The 18,475-nt window shown below is 69.8% G+C and carries 19 protein-coding genes; 12 read left to right on the top strand and 7 right to left on the bottom strand.

Going from position 1 to position 18,475, the window contains the following annotated elements; genetic code table 11:
- Positions 1-39: 39 nt before the first annotated feature.
- From ACLBX9_RS20900 to ACLBX9_RS20885, 4 genes are all read right to left on the bottom strand, one after another.
- Positions 40-1,032 carry a nickel/cobalt transporter gene (locus ACLBX9_RS20900; protein ID WP_447720281.1) on the bottom strand — a complete coding sequence of 331 codons (993 nt, stop codon included), beginning with the start codon at positions 1,030-1,032 and terminating at the stop codon, positions 40-42.
- On the bottom strand, positions 1,023-1,694 hold the full coding sequence (locus ACLBX9_RS20895) for a DUF1007 family protein (RefSeq protein WP_447720280.1): 672 nt from the start codon (positions 1,692-1,694) through the stop codon (positions 1,023-1,025). The genes ACLBX9_RS20900 and ACLBX9_RS20895 overlap by 10 nt, the downstream gene beginning before the upstream one ends.
- Before the next feature lie 95 nt (positions 1,695-1,789).
- A complete protein-coding gene (locus ACLBX9_RS20890) occupies positions 1,790-2,698 on the bottom strand; it encodes an amino acid ABC transporter substrate-binding protein (RefSeq protein ID WP_010687510.1) in 909 nt (302 codons plus the stop codon).
- A 28-nt stretch (positions 2,699-2,726) separates the two neighbouring features.
- Positions 2,727-4,004 carry a dicarboxylate/amino acid:cation symporter gene (locus ACLBX9_RS20885; protein WP_010687509.1) on the bottom strand — a complete coding sequence of 426 codons (1,278 nt, stop codon included), beginning with the start codon at positions 4,002-4,004 and terminating at the stop codon, positions 2,727-2,729.
- Positions 4,005-4,247: 243 nt separating this feature from the next.
- Between ACLBX9_RS20885 and ACLBX9_RS20880 the strand changes: the two genes are divergently transcribed.
- The 10 genes from ACLBX9_RS20880 (at position 4,248) to ACLBX9_RS20835 (ending at position 13,727) form a co-directional block, all read left to right on the top strand.
- A complete protein-coding gene (locus tag ACLBX9_RS20880) occupies positions 4,248-5,165 on the top strand; it encodes a branched-chain amino acid ABC transporter permease (protein ID WP_447720279.1) in 918 nt (305 codons plus the stop codon).
- A complete protein-coding gene (gene livM, locus ACLBX9_RS20875; protein ID WP_010687507.1) occupies positions 5,165-6,559 on the top strand; it encodes a high-affinity branched-chain amino acid ABC transporter permease LivM in 1,395 nt (464 codons plus the stop codon). The genes ACLBX9_RS20880 and livM overlap by 1 nt, the downstream gene beginning before the upstream one ends.
- A complete protein-coding gene (locus tag ACLBX9_RS20870; RefSeq protein WP_447720278.1) occupies positions 6,559-7,467 on the top strand; it encodes an ABC transporter ATP-binding protein in 909 nt (302 codons plus the stop codon). Before livM ends, ACLBX9_RS20870 begins: the two co-directional genes overlap by 1 nt.
- Positions 7,464-8,261 (top strand): ABC transporter ATP-binding protein, encoded by a 798-nt coding sequence (locus tag ACLBX9_RS20865; protein WP_010687505.1) that lies wholly within the window; start codon positions 7,464-7,466, stop codon positions 8,259-8,261. The genes ACLBX9_RS20870 and ACLBX9_RS20865 overlap by 4 nt, the downstream gene beginning before the upstream one ends.
- Before the next feature lie 5 nt (positions 8,262-8,266).
- The gene (locus ACLBX9_RS20860) at positions 8,267-8,635 is read left to right on the top strand and encodes a DUF6867 family protein (RefSeq protein ID WP_039894953.1); all 369 of its coding nucleotides are present in this window, start codon (positions 8,267-8,269) and stop codon (positions 8,633-8,635) included.
- Between the two features lie 49 nt (positions 8,636-8,684).
- The gene (locus ACLBX9_RS20855) at positions 8,685-9,806 is read left to right on the top strand and encodes a branched-chain amino acid ABC transporter substrate-binding protein (protein WP_447720277.1); all 1,122 of its coding nucleotides are present in this window, start codon (positions 8,685-8,687) and stop codon (positions 9,804-9,806) included.
- 395 nt (positions 9,807-10,201) lie between these two features.
- Positions 10,202-11,125 (top strand): amino acid ABC transporter substrate-binding protein, encoded by a 924-nt coding sequence (locus tag ACLBX9_RS20850; RefSeq protein WP_010687502.1) that lies wholly within the window; start codon positions 10,202-10,204, stop codon positions 11,123-11,125.
- Positions 11,126-11,374: 249 nt separating this feature from the next.
- Positions 11,375-12,097 (top strand): amino acid ABC transporter permease, encoded by a 723-nt coding sequence (locus ACLBX9_RS20845; protein ID WP_447720276.1) that lies wholly within the window; start codon positions 11,375-11,377, stop codon positions 12,095-12,097.
- 56 nt (positions 12,098-12,153) lie between these two features.
- On the top strand, positions 12,154-12,846 hold the full coding sequence (locus ACLBX9_RS20840) for an amino acid ABC transporter permease (protein WP_447720275.1): 693 nt from the start codon (positions 12,154-12,156) through the stop codon (positions 12,844-12,846).
- Between the two features lie 152 nt (positions 12,847-12,998).
- Positions 12,999-13,727 (top strand): amino acid ABC transporter ATP-binding protein, encoded by a 729-nt coding sequence (locus ACLBX9_RS20835; RefSeq protein ID WP_039894952.1) that lies wholly within the window; start codon positions 12,999-13,001, stop codon positions 13,725-13,727.
- A gap of 10 nt (positions 13,728-13,737) precedes the next feature.
- Here ACLBX9_RS20835 and ACLBX9_RS20830 read toward each other — a convergent pair whose 3' ends face one another.
- Entirely contained in the window at positions 13,738-14,757 is a 1,020-nt protein-coding gene (locus ACLBX9_RS20830; protein WP_010687498.1) for a gamma carbonic anhydrase family protein, read from the bottom strand.
- A 168-nt stretch (positions 14,758-14,925) separates the two neighbouring features.
- On the opposite strand from ACLBX9_RS20830, the gene ACLBX9_RS20825 reads away from it, so the two are divergent.
- Positions 14,926-15,393, top strand: a complete 468-nt coding sequence (locus tag ACLBX9_RS20825) for a molybdenum cofactor biosynthesis protein MoaE (protein ID WP_447720274.1) — start codon at positions 14,926-14,928, stop codon at positions 15,391-15,393.
- Between the two features lie 320 nt (positions 15,394-15,713).
- Here ACLBX9_RS20825 and ACLBX9_RS20820 read toward each other — a convergent pair whose 3' ends face one another.
- Complete coding sequence (locus tag ACLBX9_RS20820; RefSeq protein ID WP_010687496.1) at positions 15,714-15,860, bottom strand: hypothetical protein; 147 nt, start codon at positions 15,858-15,860, stop codon at positions 15,714-15,716.
- A 155-nt stretch (positions 15,861-16,015) separates the two neighbouring features.
- On the opposite strand from ACLBX9_RS20820, the gene ACLBX9_RS20815 reads away from it, so the two are divergent.
- Positions 16,016-17,161 (top strand): AI-2E family transporter, encoded by a 1,146-nt coding sequence (locus tag ACLBX9_RS20815; RefSeq protein ID WP_010687495.1) that lies wholly within the window; start codon positions 16,016-16,018, stop codon positions 17,159-17,161.
- A 21-nt stretch (positions 17,162-17,182) separates the two neighbouring features.
- Here the strand turns inward: ACLBX9_RS20815 and ACLBX9_RS20810 are convergent, their stop codons facing one another.
- Entirely contained in the window at positions 17,183-18,415 is a 1,233-nt protein-coding gene (locus ACLBX9_RS20810) for an amidase (RefSeq protein WP_447720273.1), read from the bottom strand.
- Positions 18,416-18,475: the final 60 nt, after the last annotated feature.

Below are 18,475 nucleotides of genomic sequence, written 5' to 3'. Positions count from 1 at the left end.
AGTGCAGCGTGGCACGCCGCGGCCCCGATGGCGAGCCCTTCAGCCGGCGAGGCCCGGGGCGAGGCCGGAGAGCATCGCGACCCCGAGCACCAGCACGAAGGCGGCGGCCACCAGCTCCAGGCCGCCGAGGGCCAGGGTTCCGGCCTGTCCGCGTCCGCCCGCGAGCCGCAGCGCCGCGCGCTTGGCGAAGACCGCGAGGCAGGCGAGCGCCGAGGTGGTGAGCGCCGTTCCGAGCGCCATGGCGAGCACTGCCAGAACTCCTGCCCAGGGCACGCCCTGCGACACCGCGAAGATCAGGACCAGCACGGCCCCGGCACAGGGCCGGGAGCCCGCCGCCAGGACCACGCCCGCGCGTGCCCGCCACGAATCCAGGGTCTCGAGCGCCTGCGGCCCGGGCAGGTGGCTGCAGCCGGGGCCGCAGGCGGCGCCGAGCTGGGCGAGGCGCCCGGCCTTGCGCCAGGTCAGCACCAGCCCGACCAGGGCCACGAGGGCGAAGCTCACGGTCTCGATCAGCATCCCGGCCCGGGTCAGGCTCGCCGCGGTGGCGTTGAGGATCAGGCTGCCGACGCCGACGATCGCGCCGGCCACGCAGGCCTGGAGCAGGGCGGCGCAGGCGCTGAGGGCGCAGCCGCGCCGGAGCGCCCGCTCGCCCGCCACGATATAGCCGGCGATCACCGCCTTGCCGTGCCCGGGACCGGCGGCGTGGAAGACGCCGTACGCGAAGGCCATCCCGATCAGCGGGGTCCAGCTGCCGCCGCCTCGCAGCGCGCTCACCGCGGCATTGAGGCTGCGGGAAAAGCTCGCCTGCAGCGCCAGGATGATCCCGCCGAGCCCGGTGGCCGCCGGGGCGGCCTCGCGGAAGCCGATGCCGAAGGGCGAGCGCGGCGGCGGCGCGGTGAGGCCGGGCGCGACGAGCCACGCGATCGCAACCGCCAGCAGGGCGGCGAGGCCCACGGCGAGCGCCATGAGGCCGAGCCTCAGGCCGAGGCGCCCCGTCCCGGCGGGCGCGGCGATCCCGATGCCTACGGACACGCGACGAGCACCCGGCTGGCGAACTGGACGCCGTAGGTGGAGGCTGTGGTGAGCGCCTCGAAGAACGCCTCGGTCATCCCGGGCGTGCCGGCCTCGGCGGTCTTGGGCTGCTCGGTCTTCGGGCGGGTGACGGTGGCGGCGCAGCCCTGCGGGGCCCCCGCCAGCGTCGCCGCCTCGGCCCCTTCGGCGAACGAGAAGGCGACGAAGTAGGTCGGGTCGTAGACTTCCAGGGCGGCGACGCCCCGGCCCTGCTGGACGGGCGTCTTCAGCGGCAGCAGGAAGGTCATGACCAGCGCCCGATCCTCCATATGCGCCGCCGGCTCCTTCGGATCCGCGAAGGCCTGCTCCTTGCCGCCGACCTTCAGCTTCGTGAAGTAGCCGAATTCGGCGAGGTTGGCGGTGTTCTCCGTGGCGAGCCCGGCGAGTTCCTCCGGGCTGAGGGTGCCGTCCTTGTTGGCGTCGAGGCCCTGCGTGATGAAGGCCGTGTATTCGGGGTCGAAGCTCCAGGTGTCGCGGACGCCGACGAGCCGGCCGTCCTCGTAGACGAGCTGCGCCTTCGCGGTCACCCAGACGTGCGGGTGGGCGGAGGCCGCCGAGGCCGCGCAGACGAGGCCGGCGGCGAGAAGGGCGAGCCCTTTGAGGCGGTGCGCGGCAATCAGCATGGGCGGAGGCACGCTCGCTGAGACAGGCGGTCGGGGACGCCTCTCCTCGCGTGCCGGTTGGGCGAAAGCGAGGCGCCCGCCCCGACCGGTTCCGCTCACTCCCCCGCGTCGAGCCCCATGGACTGGAAGCTCACCCGCAGGTCGTTCGACATCGGGATGTCGAGACGTTCGCCGTTCGGCAAGCGCTTGAGGAACCAGCGCTCGTAGGTCCAGCGCAGCGCCCGCGACTCGGCGAGCCGCGTGAAGGTCTGGCTCACGATCCCGGCGAGTTCCGGATCGTCCTTGCGGAACATGATGCCGTAGGGCTCGTAGGAGAGCTTGTCGGGCAGCACCGTGTAGTTCGCCCCGTCCTGCGCGTCGGTGGCGATCAGCCCGTAGAGAAGCACGTCGTCGGTGGCGAAGGCGTCGGCCTTGCCGGCCTTGACCAGGGCGTAGGAGGCGGCGTGGTCGGGCGCCGTCACGATCTTCGCGTCGATCTTGAGCCGGCCGAGCAGGTCGCGCACCGCCTTCTCGTTGGTGGTGCCGGCGGTGACCACGACCGTCTTGCCGCCGAGGTCGCGGTAGGACCCGATGCCCCCGCCCCGCTTCACCAGCAGTTGCGTCGCGCTGATGTAGTCCACCGGCGAGAACGCCACCTGCTTGCGGCGTTCGGCATTGGCGGTGGTCGAGCCGCATTCGAGGTCGATCTTGCCGGACGTCACCGCCGGGATGCGGGTCTCGGCGGTGACCGGCTCGTAGCGCACCTTCACGGTCCGGCCGATCGCCGCCTGGATGTCGTCGGCGATCTCCCCGCACAGGTCGATGGCGTAGCCGACCGCCCGGGGGCTGCCGTCCGGACGCTTGCCCTCCACGAAGGAGAACGGCACCGAGCTCTCCCGGTACCCGAGCACAATCTCGCCGCGCTCGGCGACGCCCTTGAGCGTGCCGGTGAGCACCTCGACGGCGCAAGCCGGGGTCGCCCCCCAGAGGGCCAGCACCAGAACCGCGACGGACCGCATCGCCATCACCCGCTCTCCGAGACGCGTCCCGCCGCTACTCCGCCGGCGAGGGCACGGTGCCGACATGGTCGAGGCGCTGGTCGGTGGTCGTCAGCTGCCCCTCCCACTTGGCGACCGCCACGGTGGCGACGCTGTTGCCCAGCACGTTCGTCGCCGAGCGGCCCATGTCGAGGAACTGGTCGATGCCGATGATCAGCAGCAGGCCGGCCTCCGGGATGTTGAAATGCGTCAGCGTCGCCGAGATCACCACCAGGGAGGCGCGCGGCACGCCCGCCATGCCCTTCGAGGTCACCATCAGCAGCAGCAGCATCGTGAGCTGCTGCCCCCAGCTCAGCGGGATGTTGTAGGCCTGCGCGATGAACATCACCGCGAAGGTGCAGTACATCATCGAGCCGTCGAGGTTGAACGAGTAGCCCATCGGCAGCACGAACGAGGTGATGCGGTTCGGCACCCCGAACTTCTCCAGGTTCGTCAGCATCTTCGGGTAGGCGGCCTCGCTCGACGCGGTCGAGAAGGCCAGCACGAAGGGCTCCTTGATCAGGTTGAACAGCCGGACGATGCCGCCGCCGAGCAACAGGAAGCCGACGCCCATCAGCAGCGCCCAGAGCACGGCGAGGCCGATGTAGAACTCGACCAGGAACTTGCCGTAGGTGACGAGCACGCCGATGCCCTGCGTGGTGATCGTCGCCGCGATGGCGGCGAAGACCGCCACGGGGGCGAACATCATCACGTAGCCCGTCACCTTCAGCATCACGTCGGCGAGGCCCTCGATGCCCTGGGCGAGCAGGCGGCCCTTCTCGCCGAGCGCCGCGAGGCCGACGCCGAAGAAGATCGAGAAGACCACGATCTGCAGGATCTCGTTGTTGGCCATCGCCTCGACGGCGCTCTTCGGCACGAGGTGGGTGACGAACTCCTTGAGCGAGAGCGAGGCCGCCTTGAGGCCCGTGCCGGCGCCCGCATCGGGCAGCGGCAGGTTCAGGTTCACGCCCGGCTGCATGATGTTGACCAGGATCAGGCCCAGCATCAGCGAGCAGAACGAGGCGCCGACGAACCACAGCAGCGCCTTGCCGCCGACGCGGCCGACCGAGGCGGTATCGCCGAGATGCGCGATGCCGACGACGAGGGTCGAGAACACCAGCGGGGCGATGATCATCTTGATCAGCCGCAGGAACACGTCGGACACCAGCGCGATGTAGCCCGCGATCTCCTTGGCGGTCTGCGGATCGGGCCACGTGATGCTGCAGGCGTAGCCCACCGCGATCCCGAGAAGCATGCCGACGAAGATCATCGTCGTGAGCCGCGAACCAGACATCGGTACTGCTCCCTGCCGGTGCCCGGGATGAGCGAGCATTAAAGTTCGTTAACGTGAAGCACGAACTACGCCAGACGCAACCCCGTCGGAGGGTGTTACTGGCGCCGTCGACTGTTTTCGCGCGACGCTTCGGCCGCGATGAAACCGGTGGCCGGGTGGTTACGCTTGCGGTACGAGACTTGCGGCGACGATCCGCCTGCGCCGGACGCGGGTGGCAGAAGAAACGAGCGCGCGCAGGAGTCCATGGACGTTTTCGTACAGCAGTTGATCAACGGGCTGACGCTCGGGTCGATCTACGGCCTGATCGCCATCGGATACACGATGGTGTTCGGCATCATCGGCATGGTGAACTTCGCGCACGGCGACGTCTTCATGGTGTCCTGCTTCATCGCGCTGATCACCTTCCTGCTGCTCACCGTCTGGCTCGCAATCAGCTCCATCGCCCTCGCCTTCCTGGTGGTGCTGGTGGTCGCCATGGCGCTCACCGCCCTGTGGGGCTGGGCGATCGAGCGGGTGGCCTACCGGCCCCTGCGCGGCTCGTTCCGGCTGGCGCCGCTGATCTCGGCGATCGGCGTCTCGATCTTCCTGTCGAACTTCGTGCAGGTGGTGCAGGGCGCGCGCAACAAGCCGACCCCGCCGATGCTGTCGGGCGGCATCACCCTGTTCGAGCGGGACGGCTACGCGGTGTTCCTGGCCTGGAAGCAGGTGCTGATCATGGGGGTCACCGCCGTGCTGCTCACCGGGTTCTGGTACCTCGTGCAGCGCACGCCCTTCGGCCGCGCCCAGCGCGCCTGCGAGCAGGACCGCAAGATGGCGGCGCTCCTCGGGATCGACGTCGACCGCACGATCTCCCTGACCTTCGTGCTCGGCGCCGCGCTGGCGGCCGTCGCGGGTGTCCTCTACCTCATGTATTACGGCGTCGTGTCCTTCTCGGACGGGTTCGTGCCCGGCGTGAAGGCCTTCACCGCGGCGGTCCTCGGGGGCATCGGCTCCCTGCCGGGCGCGGTGCTCGGCGGCCTGATCATCGGGTTGATCGAGACCTTCTGGTCCGCCTACTTCTCCATCGAGTACAAGGATGTCGCCGCCTTCTCGATCCTGGCGATCGTGCTGATCTTCATGCCGTCCGGCATCCTGGGTCGGCCCGAGGTCGAGAAAGTCTGATGGCCGGCTCCCAGACCGCGCTCCCCGGCTCGGCGATGGCCGGCATCCTGCGCGACGCCGCCCTCTACGCCCTGGTCACCTTCGGCCTGTGCGTGCCGATCATCGCCTACCGCACGGATCCCGGACCGGGCAGCGAGCTGGTGCTCGTGCCCCGCTGGGGGCTGGTGGCGGCGCTCTGCGCGGCGATATTCGTGGCCCGCATCGTCCAGCGGCTCGTGCTCCTGCGCCGGGACGCGCGGCGGGCGCTGACCCCCTCCCCGGCCCAGGCGACCGAGGCGGTCCACGGCGAGCCCGACGCGGGCCAGAAGACCTCGAAGGTCGGCCTCATCCTGTTCATCGCCGTCGCCCTGACCCTGCCGATCCTCGCGGCCCTGGCCACCGGTGGCCTGTCCTCGGCGCGCTACTGGATCGACCTCGGCATCCTGATCCTCACCTACGTGATGCTGGGCTGGGGGCTGAACATCGTGGTGGGTCTCGCCGGCCTGCTCGACCTCGGCTACGTCGCCTTCTACGCGGTCGGGGCCTATTCCTATGCGCTGCTCTCGACCACCTTCGGCCTGTCCTTCTGGATCTGCCTGCCGCTCGCCGGCCTGTTCGCCGGCCTGTGGGGCATGATCCTCGGCTTCCCCGTCCTGCGCCTGCGCGGCGACTACCTCGCCATCGTGACCCTGGCCTTCGGCGAGATCATCCGCCTCGTCCTGATCAACTGGACCGACGTGACCGGGGGCGGGGCCGGCATCTCCTCCATCCCGCGGGCGACCTTCTTCGGGATCCCCTTCACGGCGGGCGAGGACGGGTTCGCGGCGACCTTCGGCATCCCGTTCGACTCGATGCACCGGCTCGTCTTCCTGTACTACCTGATCCTCGCCCTCGCGCTGATCACCAACTTCGTGACCCTGCGCCTGCGCCGCCTGCCGATCGGGCGGGCCTGGGAGGCCCTGCGCGAGGACGAGATCGCCTGCCGCTCGCTGGGTATCGACACGACGGCGACCAAGCTCACCGCGTTCGCGCTCGGCGCGGCCTTCGGGGGCGTGGCCGGCTCCTTCTTCGCCGTGCGCCAGGGCTTCATCAGCCCGGAGAGCTTCAACTTCCTAGAGAGCGCCATCATCCTGGCGATCGTCGTGCTGGGCGGCATGGGCAGCCAGGTCGGCGTCGCGATCGCCGCCGTGGCGATGGTCGGCGGCCCGGAGATGCTGCGCAACCTCGGCTTCCTGAAGGCCGTGTTCGGCGAAGGATTCGATCCCAGCGAGTACCGCCTGCTCCTGTTCGGGCTCGCCATGGTGGCCATGATGGTCTGGCGACCGCGCGGGCTGATCTCGGTGCGGCTGCCTTCGGTGTCGCTCGGCGAGCGTCGCGCCGTGTCGGGCGCGCACGTGAGCGAGGGGCACGGCTGATGGCGGCGCATCCGGACGTCCCAGCGGCGAGCGCCACCCCGCCGGTGCTCGCCGTGGAGCATCTGACCATGCGGTTCGGCGGCCTCACCGCCGTCTCCGACCTGTCCTTCGAGGCGCGCCGCGGCGACATCACCGCCCTGATCGGGCCGAACGGGGCCGGCAAGACCACCGTGTTCAACTGCATCACGGGCTTCTACAAACCCACCGAGGGGATGCTGACGCTGGCCCACGCCGACGGCACAGCGCACCTGCTGGAGCGGCTGCCCAACCACAAGGTCAACCGCACCGCCCGGGTGGCCCGCACCTTCCAGAACATCCGCCTGTTCCAGGGCATGACCGTGCTGGAGAACCTGCTGGTCGCCCAGCACGCGCCGCTGATGCGCGCCTCGGGCTACACGATCCTGGGATTGCTCGGCCTCAAGACCTACCGGGACGCGCAAGGCGCCGCGATCGAGCGCGCCAAGGCGTGGCTCGACCGGATCGACCTGATGAAGCGCGCGGACGACCCGGCCGGCGCCCTGCCCTACGGCGCGCAGAGGCGGCTGGAGATCGCCCGGGCGATGTGCACCGACCCGGTGCTGCTGTGCCTCGACGAGCCGGCGGCGGGCCTCAATCCGCGCGAGTCCGCCGAACTCAACGGGCTTCTGCGCCACATTCGCGACGCGCACGACACCTCCGTGCTCCTGATCGAGCACGACATGTCGGTGGTGATGGAGATCTCCGACCACGTGGTCGTGCTCGACTACGGCGTGAAGATCGCCGACGGCTCCCCCGCCGAGGTGCGGGCCGACCCGAAGGTGATCGCCGCCTATCTCGGCGTCGAGGACGAGGAGGTGGAGGCCGTGGAGGCCGAGGTCGGGATCACCGTGCCGCAAGCGGACGACGCCCACACGGGGGCGTCCGCATGAGCGTCGCCGGCATCAACGTCCTGGTCGAGGAGACCCGGGCGATCCAGGCGGGCAGGAAGCCCCCACTCCTCGCGGTGCGTGACGTCTCGACCTATTACGGCAGCGTCGCGGCCCTGCGGGGGGTCGATCTCGATGTGGCCGAGGGCGAGATCGTCACGCTGATCGGCGCCAACGGCGCCGGCAAATCGACCCTGATGATGACGATCTTCGGAAGCCCGCAGGCGCGCTCCGGTACCATCACCTATGACGGGCGCGACATCACCCGGCTGCCGACCCACGCCATCGCCCGGCTGGGCATCGCCCAGTCGCCGGAGGGCCGCCGGGTCTTCCCGCGTATGAGCGTCTACGAGAACCTCCAGATGGGCGCCGCGCTCCATGACGGGCGCTTCTTCGCCGAGGACCTGGAGAAGGTCTGCGCCCTGTTCCCGCGGGTGAAGGAGCGCCTCAACCAGCGCGCCGGCACCATGTCGGGGGGCGAGCAGCAGATGCTGGCCATCGCCCGCGCCCTGATGAGCCGCCCGCGCCTGCTGCTGCTCGACGAGCCCTCCCTCGGCCTCGCACCGCTGGTGGTCAAAGGCATCTTCGACGCCATCCGGGAGCTGAACCGCACCGACGGCATGACGATCTTCCTCGTCGAGCAGAACGCCTACCACGCCCTGAAACTCGCCCATCGCGGCTATGTGCTGGTCAACGGCCGGGTCACGATGAGCGGGACCGGCCGCGCGCTGCTCGACGATCCGAACGTCAAGGCCGCCTATCTGGAAGGGGGCCATGCCGGCCCGGTCGGGGCATGAGCGTGTTGCAGGGGATTCTGTACGAGGAGGAATCGGCCTGGCTGTTCCTGCTCGTCACCGTGGTGATGGGCGGCTGGGCCGGATGGATGGCGGCCCGCGGCATCGCCCGGGGCTGGCGGCCGTTCTGGCAATGCGCGCTGGCGCTGCTCCTCGTGGCCGCTGCGGTGCGCTTCATCCACTACGCCCTGTTCTCGGGCACGCTGCTGTCGCTGCATTACTACGCGGTCGACGCGATCGTGGTCATGGTCATCGGCGCAGCGGGTTTCCGCTACACGCGGACGCGCCAGATGACGAGCCAGTACCGCTGGCTCTACGAGAAGACCTCACCGCTGACGTGGCGCGCGCGGGCGCCAGTTCCGGGCGAGGTCCGATGAGTGCGGCCGGATCCGCACGTGCGGTCCTGACATCTAGGGGAAGTACGCGATGAGATCGATTCTGCTGGCCGGGCTCGCCCTCGGCGCGATGGTGGCGGCCGCGCAGGCCGCCGAGGTCAAGCTCGGCGTCGCCGCGCCGATCACCGGCAACAGCGCCGCCATCGGCGCGCAGCTCAAGAACGGCGCCAGCCAGGCGGTCGAGGACCTCAACAAGGCCGGCACCCTGAAGGGCACGACCCTGACCGTGACGGTCGGCGACGACGCCTCCGACCCGAAGCAGGGCGTCTCGGTGGCCAACAAGTTCGCCAGCGACGGCGTGAAGATGGTCGTCGGCGACTACAATTCCGGCGTCTCGATCCCGGCCTCCGACGTCTACCTCGACGCCGGCATCATCCAGGTCACGCCCGCCTCGACGAACGTGAAGTTCACCGAGCGGGGTATGTGGAACACGTTCCGCACCTGCGGCCGCGACGACCAGCAAGGCGCGGTGGCCGGCAATTACCTGGCCGAGCACTTCAAGGGCAAGAAGGTCGCCTTCGTCCACGACAAGACACCCTACGGCAAGGGCTTGGCCGACGAGACGCTGAAGGCCTTCAAGGCCAAGGGCGGCAAGGAGGTCATGTTCGAGGGCATCAACCCGGGCGAGAAGGACTATTCCGCCCTCGTCTCCAAGCTGAAGTCGGCCAACGTCGACGTGGTGTATTTCGGCGGCTACTACACGGAGGCCGGCCTGATCCTGCGTCAGATGCGCGACCAGGGCCTGAAGGCGCCGATGATGGGCGGCGACGGCATGGTCGACCGCGAGCTCGTGGCGATCGCCGGCCCCGCCGCGGAGGGCACGCTGACCACCTTCCCGCCGGACGCCCGCAAGAACCCCAACGCCAAGGCCGCGCTCGCCGCCTTCAAGGCCAAGAACATCGATCCCGAGGGCTACACCCTCTACTCGTACGCCGCCGTGCAGGTCCTCGCGAAGGCGATGGCCGAGACCGGCTCCAGCGACGGCAAGAAGCTCGCCGACTGGCTGCACCAGGGCAAGGCGGTGGACACGGTGGTCGGCCCGATCGCCTACGACAAGAAGGGCGACATCACCCGGCCCGACTACGTGATGTACGAGTGGAAGAAGGGCGCCGACGGCAAGATCGACTACAGCGGTAATGAGCTGACGAAGTAAGACGGATCCGCCGTTCTCACGGCGTCTCATGCTGACGCCGCCCCGCGTGACCGCGCCGGGCGGCGTTGTCGTATTCTATGCCGTGGATTCGTCAGCCCGAGGGGCGTATCCGTCCTCTCCACCGCGTGCGTACGCCTAAGAAGTGTGCAAGATGCCGGTGGCGCGAGCGAAAGGCCGGCTCAGCGCCATGGAGGAGGCCATGGGGGCTGCAGGGATCGCATCTGCGTGCGACTGCACGAGCTTGGCCGCGCCCTGTCGGTCCTCGGCCGCCGCCCGACGCGGCGCCCGCTCCCTCCTCCCGGCACCATCATTGCAACGGCGTCGCCCGAGCGGGCGGGCCCGCGTGCCCCGCCGCCAGCCGATACCGTTCGGCCCGATCCAGGAGTTCCGTACCGATGCAGTCTGATATCGCTCGCCGCGGCGTCGCCGCGGCGCTTGGCCTGACCCTCGCCCTCGCCCCCCTGAGCCTGCGGGCGCAGGAGCTGACCGGCACCCTCAAGAAGGTGAAGGATTCCAACGCCATCGTCATCGGGTACCGCGACGCCTCCGTGCCGTTCTCGTATCTCGGCGCCGACCAGAAGCCGGTCGGCTACGCGATGGACATCTGCTACAAGATCGCCGACGCCGTGAAGGCCAAGCTCAACCTCCCGAACCTCGAGGTGAAGCTCAACCCGGTCACCTCCGCCACCCGCATCCCGCTGATGGCGAACGGCACGATCGACCTCGAGTGCGGCTCGACCACCAACAACGCCGAGCGCGAGAAGCAGGTGTGGTTCACCAACTCGCACTTCCTGACCGCGACCCGCTACGTCTCGAAGAAGTCGGCCAACCTGCACACGATCGAGGACCTGAAGGGCAAGACCGTCGTGTCGACCTCGGGCACCACGAACATCAAGCAGATCAACGAGGCCAACACGGAGCGCAAGCTCGGCCTGACGATCCTGCCGGCCAAGGACCACGCCGAGGCGTTCCTGATGGTCGAGACCGGCCGCGCCGCCGCCTTCGTGATGGACGACGTGCTGCTCGCCTCGCTCGCCGCCTCTTCGAAGGACCCGTCCGCCTACGAGATCTCCACCGAGGCCCTGTCGAAGCCCGAGCCCTACGGCATCATGCTCCGCAAGGACGACACGGAGTTCAAGAAGGTCGCGGACGACGCCACCGCCAAGCTCTACACGAGCCCGGAGGGCAAGGCGCTCTACGACAAGTGGTTCACGCAGGCCATCCCGCCGCGCAACATCAACCTCAACCTGCCGATGAGCGCGGAGATGAAGAAGCAGTTCACGACGCCGATCTCCAGCCCCGACCCGGCGGCCTACTGAGATCGGTTCGACACGACGAGGCGCATCGCGGGCAGAAGCCCGCGGTGCGTCACGCCAGATACGAAGTCGACGGCTCTCCCAGACCCACCCTCATCCTGAGGTGCCGAAGCGCAGCGGAGGCCTCGAAGGAGCCCTCCCGGGACCGCGGCGCCATCTGGAACCCTCCTTCGAGGCTGCTTCGCAGCACCTCAGGATGAGGGTGAGAGTGGGGATCGCCGGGCTCACACGTCTTATGTCAGAAGCGGCGCGATGAACTACAATTGGAACTGGCGGATCTTCTTCGACGCCTCGCCGGAGGGCAACGGCACCTATCTCGACATGCTGCTCTCGGGGCTCATGTGGACGATCGCCACCGCGCTCTGCTCGTGGATCATCGCGTTCTTCCTCGGCTCCCTGATCGGTGTGCTGCGGACGCTGCCGTCGAAGACTGCGAACGCGATCGGCACGACCTACGTTGAGATCTTCCGCAACATCCCGCTGCTGGTGCAGATGTTCCTCTGGTACTTCGTGCTGCCGGAGGTGGTCCCGACCCGGATCGGCGACGCGATCAAGCAGCTGCCCGACGCGCCGTTCTACACGGCGGTGGTGTGCCTCGGCTTCTTCACCGCCTCCCGCGTGGCCGAGCAGGTCCGCGCCGGCATCCAGTCGCTGCCGCGAGGCCAGCGCATGGCCGGCACCGCCATGGGGTTCACGGTCTACCAGACCTACCGCTACGTGCTGCTGCCGAACGCCTACCGGATCATCCTGCCGCCGATGACCTCGGAATTCCTCAACAATCTCAAGAACACGTCGGTGGCCCTGACCATCGGCCTCCTGGAGCTGACCGCCCGGGCGCGCTCGATGCAGGAATTCTCCTTCCAGGTGTTCGAGGCCTTTACGGCGGCGACCATCCTGTACGTGATCATCAACCTCGTGGTCGTCACGGCGGCGACCTTCCTGGAGAAGGCGGTGGCGATCCCCGGCCAGCGCTGAGGGACGCCTACGCCCGCTCCTCCGCCCCGCCCGACGGCCACCGGTAACAGGCCCCGATGCTCTCGAATTTCGACTTCTCCGTCATCGTCTCGTCCCTGCCTTACCTGTTCGGGCAGGGCATGGTCTTCACCGTGACGCTGACCGCCCTGGCGGCGGTGGGCGGCGTGATCATCGGCACGCTGCTGGCGATGGCGCGGCTCTCGGGCATCCCGGGCCTCTGGCACCTCGCCAAGGGCTACGTCGAGCTCTGCCGCTCGCTGCCGCTGGTGCTGGTGATCTTCTGGTTCTACTTCCTGGTGCCGTATATCGGCGCCTACGTGACCGGATCCGCGACGCCGATCCAGGTCGGCGCCTTCCCGTCGGCGCTGATCACCTTCATGGCCTTCGAGGCCGCCTACTTCTCGGAGATCATGCGGGCCGGCATCCAGTCGATCCCGAAGGGACAGACCGCCGCCGCCCAGGCGCTGGGGATGAACTACTGGCAGACTATGGGCAACGTCGTCCTGCCCCAGGCCTTCCGCAACATGCTGCCGCTGCTGCTGACCCAGACCATCGTGCTGTTCCAGGACACCTCGCTGGTCTACGTGCTGTCGCTCACAGACTTCATGGGCGCCGCCTCGAAGGTGGCCCAGCGCGACGGCCGCCTCGTCGAGATGTATATCTTCGCGGCCGTGGTCTATTTTGCGATCTGCTTCTCGGCCTCGTTCCTGGTGCGCCGCCTGCAGCGCCGCGTGGCCATCATCCGCTGACCGACACTGGAGACCGCGTCATGACCTCGTCCCCGATGCCGGCCCCCACCGCCGCCGAACCCGCCGCCGACGCGGCCCACGCGCCGAAGGATGCCGGCCTGCAGCCCGGCAGCCTGACCTCCGGCGCGCCCGCGGCGGCGCCCGGCGAGACGATGATCGCCATCGACAACATCAGCAAATGGTACGGCGACTTCCAGGTCCTGACGAACTGCACCACCCAAGTCGCCAAGGGTGAGGTCGTGGTCGTCTGCGGCCCCTCGGGCTCGGGCAAGTCGACCCTGATCAAGTGCGTCAACGCCCTGGAGCCGTTCCAGAAGGGCCAGATCACGGTGGCGGGCACCAAGGTCGCCGACAAGGCGACCAACCTGCCGAAACTCCGCTCGCGGGTCGGCATGGTGTTCCAGCATTTCGAGCTGTTCCCGCACCTGTCGATTACCGACAACCTCACCATCGCCCAGCGCAAGGTGCTCGGCCGCGGCGCCGAGGACGCGAAGAAGCGCGGTCTCGACCTGCTCGCCCGCGTCGGCCTGGGCGCCCACGCGAACAAGTTCCCCGGCCAGCTCTCCGGCGGCCAGCAGCAGCGCGTGGCGATCGCCCGGGCGCTTGCCATGAACCCGGTGGTGATGCTGTTCGACGAGCCGACCTCGGCGCTCGATCCCGAGATGGTCGGCGAGGTGCTCGACGTGATGGTGGAGCTCGCCAAGGAGGGCATGACCATGATGGTCGTGACCCACGAGATGGGCTTCGCCCGCAAGGTCGCCGACAGGGTGATCTTCATGGATCGCGGCGAGATCGTCGAGGATGCCAAGAAGGAGGACTTCTTCGGCAGTCCCCGGTCCGAGCGGGCGCAGACCTTCCTGTCGAAGATCCTGCAGCACTGACGGCGGGTCGTCAGCCCAGAGCCTCCTGAGCCGCCCGGTATTCCCGGCCGTGCTGGCAATAGCCTTCGACGATGCGAATCATCATGGCGCGCTTCTCGGCATCGAGGGGCGCGAGGATCCGGGCCGGTCGGCCGCCCCAGAGATAGCCCGCCTCCAGGATCTGGCCGGGATCGGTGGTGGCGCCGGCCGCCAGCATGACGTCGTCGGCGATCAGGGTGCCGGCCGCGATCGTCGCGCCGATGCCGATCAGCGCCCGCGCGCCGATCCGGCAGTCGGCGATGCGGACGTTGTGGGCGATGGTGGTGTCCCGGCCGATCACGACCCCGTCCGCGCGGGTGCGGATGACGGTATTGTCCTGGATGTTGGTGTCGGCGCCGACCACGATCGGGCCGACTTCGGCGTTCAGGTCGCAGCAGAACAGCACGCTCGACCCGGCGCCGAGACTCACCCGCCCGCGCAGGCGCGCAGTCCGCGCCACGAACACGCTGGCCTCGACATCCGCCAGCTCCCCAGGCGGTAGGGACGGCCCGTCGCCCATCCGCTCGCGCAGCCGTTCGGCGCGCTCTGCGACCTCCTCGGGCGCGACCGGACGGCTCGGTCGGGCCGGGCTGCCCACATAGGCGTAGCCGCCGGGCAGATTGGCCCGGGGGAAGACGGTCGCCCCGGCCTCGATCACCGCGCCGTCACCGATCTGCGCCCCGTCGAGGATCACAACGTCGTCCTCGATCACCACGTCGGAGCCGACCGTGCAGGCATGGACGACGCTGTTGCGACCGACGGTGACGCGGTCGCCCGCCTGCGTGCCGTGCGTCCGGGTGGCGATGTGGACGGTCGAGCGGTGGCCGAGCCAGAAGCGGTCACCGAGCGTTACCGTCTGTCCGTCCGCGCGGATCACCGCCTCGTCGCCGAGCCAGGCCTGCGCGCCGATGCGCGCGGCGCCGATCACCGTGCTGCCGCGGCCGCACCAGACGGGACGGCTCGCGAAGTCCGGCTGGACGCCGTCATAGGCCAGGATCAGGTCGGGGGTCACGCGGCTATCCTTCTCCGGCGCCGTCCGGGATCAGCGGGGTCGAAACGGACGATCGCGCACCGCGCCCCGGACCGGGAGGGCGCGACGGACCGTGTCATATAGAGGCGGGAGCAAGTGTGACAGGCAGGGGACTGGCCGGCCCGTCCGCGGACTCCTATGGATCGCGGCATGAGCGCCCCCGTTCCGAGCATCGGCATCCAGGCCGAGCCCTTCGACACCGCCGCCGAGATCGCGCGGATCGGTGCCGAACTCGGTGGCAGGGCCGGAGCCGTCGTCACCTTCACGGGCCTGTGTCGCGACGAGGACGGGCGGCTGGCGGCCCTCGAACTCGAGCACTACCCCGGCATGGCCGAGGCCGAGATTCAGAGGGTCGCCGAGGAGGCGATCGGGCGCTGGCCTCTTCAGGCCCTGCGGGTGATCCACCGGCACGGCTTGGTGCGCCCGGGCGACGGCATCGTCCTGGTCGTCACCGCCTCCAGCCACCGGGTCGCGGCCTTCGAGGCCGCGGACTTCCTGATGGACTACCTCAAGACTCGGGCGCCGTTCTGGAAGCGAGAGCACCTCGCTGATGGCACCACCGGCGGTTGGGTCGAGGCTGCGGCTCGGGACGACGCCGCGGCCGAGCGCTGGACCTGACCGCCAGGGCCACGGCCGATCGCAACGCCACGGTACACGACACACGCCGGGAAACGTTCGGATCGGCTGTCCAATCCGCCCGCTCATCCTGAGGTGCCGGAGCGCAGCGGAGGCCTCGAAGGAGCCCCCAGAAGCCACCGCGATCCCTGGAGCCCTCCTTCGAGGTCCGTCGACGCGGGCACCTCAGGATGAGGCGGCGGGTTGAGATCCACCGGACCACTGTCTTGCCGTGTTCCGTGGCGTTACCAGCGCGCACGGCGTCAGGTCTCCGTTTTCATGCGCCCTGTCGCCGAACCGGCCTCGACGCGGCGAAGCCGCGCCTAGACGATCAGCGCACTGAGGAGGATCGCGACGACCGCTCCGGCCACCGCGATCCCCAACAGCATCACGCTGCTGAGCTGGTCGCCGTTGTCGACCGATCGGCCCAGGCCGAGGGAATAACTCGGGGTCTCGCCGTAGGTGCTCATGCGCGCCATCCTGCCTATGCCGTCGCCGCTGTCCTGCGGCCGCCGAGACAACGCGCAGGCCGCCGTCCGGTCGCACCGCTGTGCATAGTTCTGGCGGCCAGCGCACTTGACCCGGGAGGGCTCGCAGCGTTCGTGAGCCCGGCGCAGGAGCAACGATGTCGGACAGCAGCCCCAAGGAACTGGACGGCCCGGTCGGGCCTTGGCGCGGGACGGCGCCGCTCGCGGCCTCGGGGATAGCCGTCGTCTGCTTCGTGGCGGTGCTGGCGCTCGCCTGGATGTCGGCGGGCACGATCCTGCTGATCTTCGCCGGCATGCTCCTCGGCGTCTTCCTCGATGGGCTGACCCGCGGGCTGGGCCGTGTCCTGCCCCTGCCGCGGGCCCTGCGGCTGTCGATCGCCAGCCTCGCGGTGGCGGCGGCGGTCATCGGCTTCGGGAGCTACGGCGGCGCCACGATCGTGCAGCAGGGCCGAGACCTCGGCACGACGATCAAGGATCAGGCCGGCACGGTCTCCGGCTGGCTCTCCGAGCGGGGCATCGACGTGCCGAGCCTCGCGCCGCAGGCCGGCGGCAAGGACGGCTCGACGGAGTCCGGCCAGAAGGAAGGGGGCCTCGCCGGCCTCGCCTCCGGCCTCCTGAAGGGCGGCGGCTCCTTCGTGTCGGATGCTGGCAGCGTCCTCGGGCCGGCCGCCGCGGTCATCCTGGGTCTGTTCGACGCCCTGGGCAACCTCCTGGTGATCGCCTTCCTCGGGCTCGCCTTCGCGGCCGACCCGAAGGCCTACCGGGACGGCGTCGTCCGGTTCGTGCCGCCCGCGAAGCGCTGGCGCGCCACCCAGGTGCTCGACGGTGCCGGCGAGACCCTGAGGCACTGGCTGTTCGGCCAGCTCATCATCATGGCGGTGATCTTCCTGTGCACCTGGGCGGGCCTCGCCTTCCTGGGGATCGGCGGCGCGCTGATCCTGGGGCTCCAGGCGGGCCTGCTCGCCTTCGTGCCGACGGTCGGGCCGCTGGTGGCAGGCCTCGTCATCATCCTGGCGGCGCTGGCGTCCGGCGCGAAGGCGGTGATCGGGGCGATCGGCGTCTATCTCGCGGTCCAGTGCCTGGAAAGCTACGGCCTGACCCCGTTCATCCAGAAGCGGGCGCTGGACATCCCGCCGGCCACGATTTTCGCCGGGCAGCTGATCCTCGGCGTGATCTTCGGGCTCTGGGGCATCGCCCTGGCCCTGCCGCTCATGGCGGTGATCAAGGTCCTGCTGGAGCAGCTCTACGTGGAGGATACGCTCCACGAGCAGCCGGCCACCTGAGCGGCGGCCTGCGCCACCGCGTCAGCCGCGCAGCCCGTCCTCGATCAGCCGGGCGACGGCCAGCGCCCGGCCGTCGTCGCCGAAGCGCCCGATCACCTGCACGCCCACCGGCAGGCGGTGGCCGGGCACCGGCACGTTCACGCAGGGTACGCCCATCAGCGTCCAGAGCTGGTTGAAGCGCGGGTCGCCGGTGGACGCCAGGGTGGCGGGTGCCGGACCCGGCGCCGAGAAGGTCAGGATCGCGTCGTAATCCGCGAAGAGGCCCTTCAGCACCCGCCGGGCGTGGTGGCCGTGGCGGCGCGCGTCGTCGTACTGGGCCGGGCTGATCGCCGCGCCGGCGTCGAGATGCGCCCGCGCCAGCGGCGGCAGCGCGTCGGCCTGCGTGTCGTACTCCCAGGCCAGCGCCAGCCGGCCCTCGTAGTGCTGAATGAGGTTGTGGCGTTCCCAGGCCTGGGCGAGTTCCTCCGGCAGGGCGAGGTCGTTGACCCGCGCCCCGGCCCGCTCCGCGGCCTGCCGGGCTCGGACCAGCGCTGCCTCGGCCTCCGGCGCCGGGGCCCCGGCGAAATCCTGCCGCACGAGACCGATCCGGGGGGCCAAGCCGGCCTCCGCCCGCTCGAACTCCGGGCGGCCGGTGACCAGCGCCAGGGCGTGGGCGACGTCGGCCACCCCGGCGGCGAACAGCCCGACCGTGTCGAGGGCCCAGGAGTAGGTCTTCACGCCGACCGTCGGGATCAGCCGGAACGACGGCTTCACCGCCGCGCAGCCGCAGTAGCTGGCGGGCCGGATCACCGAGCCCGCCGTCTGCGTGCCGAGCGCCAACGGCAGCATCCCGGCGCCTACGGCGGCGGCCGAACCCGCCGAGGAGCCGCCCGGCGTGTGACCGGGATCGTGCGGGTTCACCGTGGCGGTCGGGTCGCTGCTCGCGAAGGCCGTTGTCGTGGTCTTGGCGAGGGCGACGGCGCCGAGCTGCTTCAGCCGGCTCACCACGGCAGCGTCGCCCCGGGGCGTCCAGCCCTCGTAGATCGTCGAGCCCATCTGGGTCGGCAGGCCGGCACTGTCGATGATGTCCTTCACGCCCACCGCGATGCCGGCAAGCGGCCCCGAGTCCGGGATCGCCGGCGCCGCGTCGAGGGTGACCAGGGCGTGCAGGTCCGGCTCCCGCGCGGCGATCGCGGCGCGGCACAGGTCGATCGCGCCGCCGGGCGTCAGGGTGCCGGCGGCGATGCGGGCGCGGAGGTCGAGGAGCGAAAGCATAATGCATTCAGTCTACGCCCCGAGGCGCTGTCAACCGAGGCGCCACAGGCTGCGGCATTC

The organism is Methylobacterium sp. A49B, assembly GCF_053346215.1.
Note: the sequence above shows the minus strand (reverse complement) of the source record. Positions and strands in the feature narration are given on the sequence as shown.

Excerpts from the sequence above, each read along its gene's own strand:
- ACLBX9_RS20895 (WP_447720280.1), bottom strand. The coding sequence starts at position 1,694 with ATGCTGATTGCCGCGCACCGCCTCAAAGGGCTCGCCCTTCTCGCCGCC.
- ACLBX9_RS20890 (WP_010687510.1), bottom strand. The coding sequence starts at position 2,698 with ATGGCGATGCGGTCCGTCGCGGTTCTGGTGCTGGCCCTCTGGGGGGCG.
- ACLBX9_RS20885 (WP_010687509.1), bottom strand. The coding sequence starts at position 4,004 with ATGTCTGGTTCGCGGCTCACGACGATGATCTTCGTCGGCATGCTTCTC.
- ACLBX9_RS20880 (WP_447720279.1), top strand. The coding sequence starts at position 4,248 with ATGGACGTTTTCGTACAGCAGTTGATCAACGGGCTGACGCTCGGGTCG.
- livM (WP_010687507.1), top strand. The coding sequence starts at position 5,165 with ATGGCCGGCTCCCAGACCGCGCTCCCCGGCTCGGCGATGGCCGGCATC.
- ACLBX9_RS20870 (WP_447720278.1), top strand. The coding sequence starts at position 6,559 with ATGGCGGCGCATCCGGACGTCCCAGCGGCGAGCGCCACCCCGCCGGTG.
- ACLBX9_RS20865 (WP_010687505.1), top strand. The coding sequence starts at position 7,464 with ATGAGCGTCGCCGGCATCAACGTCCTGGTCGAGGAGACCCGGGCGATC.
- ACLBX9_RS20855 (WP_447720277.1), top strand. The coding sequence starts at position 8,685 with ATGAGATCGATTCTGCTGGCCGGGCTCGCCCTCGGCGCGATGGTGGCG.
- ACLBX9_RS20850 (WP_010687502.1), top strand. The coding sequence starts at position 10,202 with ATGCAGTCTGATATCGCTCGCCGCGGCGTCGCCGCGGCGCTTGGCCTG.
- ACLBX9_RS20845 (WP_447720276.1), top strand. The coding sequence starts at position 11,375 with ATGAACTACAATTGGAACTGGCGGATCTTCTTCGACGCCTCGCCGGAG.
- ACLBX9_RS20840 (WP_447720275.1), top strand. The coding sequence starts at position 12,154 with ATGCTCTCGAATTTCGACTTCTCCGTCATCGTCTCGTCCCTGCCTTAC.
- ACLBX9_RS20835 (WP_039894952.1), top strand. The coding sequence starts at position 12,999 with ATGATCGCCATCGACAACATCAGCAAATGGTACGGCGACTTCCAGGTC.
- ACLBX9_RS20825 (WP_447720274.1), top strand. The coding sequence starts at position 14,926 with ATGAGCGCCCCCGTTCCGAGCATCGGCATCCAGGCCGAGCCCTTCGAC.
- ACLBX9_RS20820 (WP_010687496.1), bottom strand. The coding sequence starts at position 15,860 with ATGAGCACCTACGGCGAGACCCCGAGTTATTCCCTCGGCCTGGGCCGA.
- ACLBX9_RS20815 (WP_010687495.1), top strand. The coding sequence starts at position 16,016 with ATGTCGGACAGCAGCCCCAAGGAACTGGACGGCCCGGTCGGGCCTTGG.
- ACLBX9_RS20810 (WP_447720273.1), bottom strand. The coding sequence starts at position 18,415 with ATGCTTTCGCTCCTCGACCTCCGCGCCCGCATCGCCGCCGGCACCCTG.